This is a genomic window from Methylophaga sp. UBA5088 (assembly GCF_002414625.1).
In the GTDB taxonomy this organism is placed as follows: domain Bacteria; phylum Pseudomonadota; class Gammaproteobacteria; order Nitrosococcales; family Methylophagaceae; genus Methylophaga; species Methylophaga marina.
The window spans coordinates 18,955-21,313 of sequence record NZ_DIAC01000101.1 but is presented as its reverse complement, the minus strand read 5'-3'; the positions used below and the strand labels follow the sequence as shown (position 1 = coordinate 21,313).

Below are 2,359 nucleotides of genomic sequence, written 5' to 3'. Positions count from 1 at the left end.
GAGAGCACAAAAAACAAATTATCCATTGGTTCTAGAAGCAGCAGCTGACGGGTAGAGGCCTAATTGCTCAATTAAACTGATGACCGCATCAGGCAAGAGGTAGCGTACATCTCGTCCCTGCTCTAATGCATCACGAATCGCTGTGGCCGAAATTGACATTTGTGTCACCGATACTGACCAGATTTTCCCAGCACTTAATTGACTGTCTTGTTTTTGAGCCTGATGAGTTTCATAAAATGTTTGTAACTCATCGCTCATCAACAAGGCTTCGTCTGCGCGCTGCATCACCACAATATGGGCTAGCTCAATAATCTGTTGCCAGCGAGACCAGCTTGGCAAGCTACAAAAGGCATCCGTCCCCATCAATATAAACAGCGGATTGTCTGGAAAATCTTCTCGCAAACTGAGCAAAGTATCCACGCTATAAGATGGTCCATCTCTGCCTAACTCACGATCATCGACAACCAGTTTCGGGTGATTCTTAATCGCCAGTTCCAGCATCATCCGCCGTTGTTTTGCCGTGGCAACAGGTTCGATACGATGAGGTGGAATGGCACACGGTATCAAACGTAAGTGATCCAGATTCAACTGCTCGACAACATCCAAGCCAGTGCGTAAATGCCCAAAATGCACAGGGTCAAAAGTCCCCCCTAACATCCCTATGGCTGGTTTATTTTCTGATTTGGCCACTACCTAATACTATCCATTTTTGTGACGTTAACCCTTCAAGTCCTACTGGTCCACGTGCATGAATTTTATCTGTCGAAATACCGATTTCCGCTCCGAGACCATATTCAAAGCCATCTGCAAAGCGAGTTGACGCATTCACCATCACAGAACTTGAATCGACTTCGGCCAGGAATTGTCTTGAGCGCTGATAATCTTGAGTAATGATCGACTCCGTATGACCTGAACTATGCGTATTGATATGTGCTATTGCCGCATCAATATCTTCAACAATTTTAATTGACAAGATAGGCGCCAGATATTCCGTATCCCAATCTTCTGCTGTCGCTTTGTTGATGTCAGGTAAAATCTCCAGAGTGCGCTCACAGCCTCGCAACTCAACGCCTTCTTCAGCATATTTGACTGCTAGGCGAGGCAACATGGCATTGGCTTCATCAGCGGCGACCAAGAGTGTTTCCATGGCATTGCATACGCCGTAGCGGTGACATTTGGCATTCAAGGCGATGTTTTCAGCCATATCCAGATCTGCGCCTTTATCTATATACACATGACAAATACCATCAAGGTGTTTAATCACAGGTACTCTGGCGTCTTGACTGATACGTTCAATCAGCCCCTTACCACCTCTGGGTACAATGACATCCACATACTCTGACATGGTAATCAGGGCGCCTACAGCCTCGCGGTCCGTCGTTTCCACCACTTGAATCACTGTCTCGGGTAAACCGACCAGGTTTAGACCTCGTTGAATACATGCCGCAATGGCCTGATTCGAGTGAATAGCTTCACTACCGCCGCGTAATATGGTCGCATTACCGGACTTCAAGCACAGCGCCGCCGCATCCGCTGTCACATTCGGCCTAGATTCATAAATGATACCAACCACACCGAGCGGTACACGCATCTTGCCTAATTGAATACCTGAAGGACGATAAGTCATTTCGCTCACTTCCCCCACAGGATCAGGCAATGCTGCTATTTGTTCCAGGCCTTCAGCCATCGATTCAATGCGAGCATCTGTCAATGTCAGTCTGTCCAGCAAAGCAGCATCGAGGCCTTTGTCTTGTCCAGCTTTCAAATCACGCTCATTTTCTTGCTTTAATGATTCGGCATTCGCACGAATATCAGTAGCAATGGCCAATAAAGCACGATTCTTAATATCTGTACCTGCACTCGCCAGTTTGCGGCTGGCTGACCGCGCTTGCCGACCTAATGTGTGCATATAATCAGCGATGTTCAATTAAGCACTCCTTTCCAATATTTTTGTTGGTATATCGATGCCCGAAGCGCCTAAACAGAGTGTTTCCAGGAGACGCCATGGACAGTGTTTAGTCATACCTTTTGCTGCTTGATCAATATCAGACATTTGCTGCAAAAAAGATTGCCAGCGGGTATGGCTGTAGCGCTCTATGGCTTGTCGCATTACCGCTTTATTTTTATCCCATACCGGCGGTTTTTGAGAGGCAAAGACACGTTCCAAAGACTCACCAGAAGCCCATTGCGCTGACATATCGACCACGCGTTGCAGTGACCAACTGACAGCGGAGAAAACAGCCAGAATATCAATACCTTCTGCGCGTAGACGAGATAGTATACGTGGGATTCGTGCATGCTGTCCTGCAAACACAGCATCCATCAGACCAAATGCCTCAAACTTAGCATTATCAGCTAC

Annotated in this window: 2 protein-coding genes and 1 pseudogene; all 3 read right to left on the bottom strand. The window is 47.0% G+C overall.

Annotation, left to right across the window (positions count from 1 at the left end):
- Window positions 1–18 precede the first annotated feature (18 nt).
- A complete protein-coding gene (gene nadD / locus B4K20_RS12760; RefSeq protein ID WP_289243894.1) occupies window positions 19–690 on the bottom strand; it encodes a nicotinate-nucleotide adenylyltransferase in 672 nt (223 codons plus the stop codon).
- Window positions 671–1,927, bottom strand: coding sequence for a glutamate-5-semialdehyde dehydrogenase (locus B4K20_RS12755; protein WP_289283159.1), 1,257 nt, complete (start codon window positions 1,925–1,927; stop codon window positions 671–673). The genes nadD and B4K20_RS12755 overlap by 20 nt, the downstream gene beginning before the upstream one ends.
- A pseudogene (locus B4K20_RS12750) lies at window positions 1,928–2,359 on the bottom strand (DNA polymerase III subunit delta); the annotation flags it as partial. It abuts the gene before it with no gap.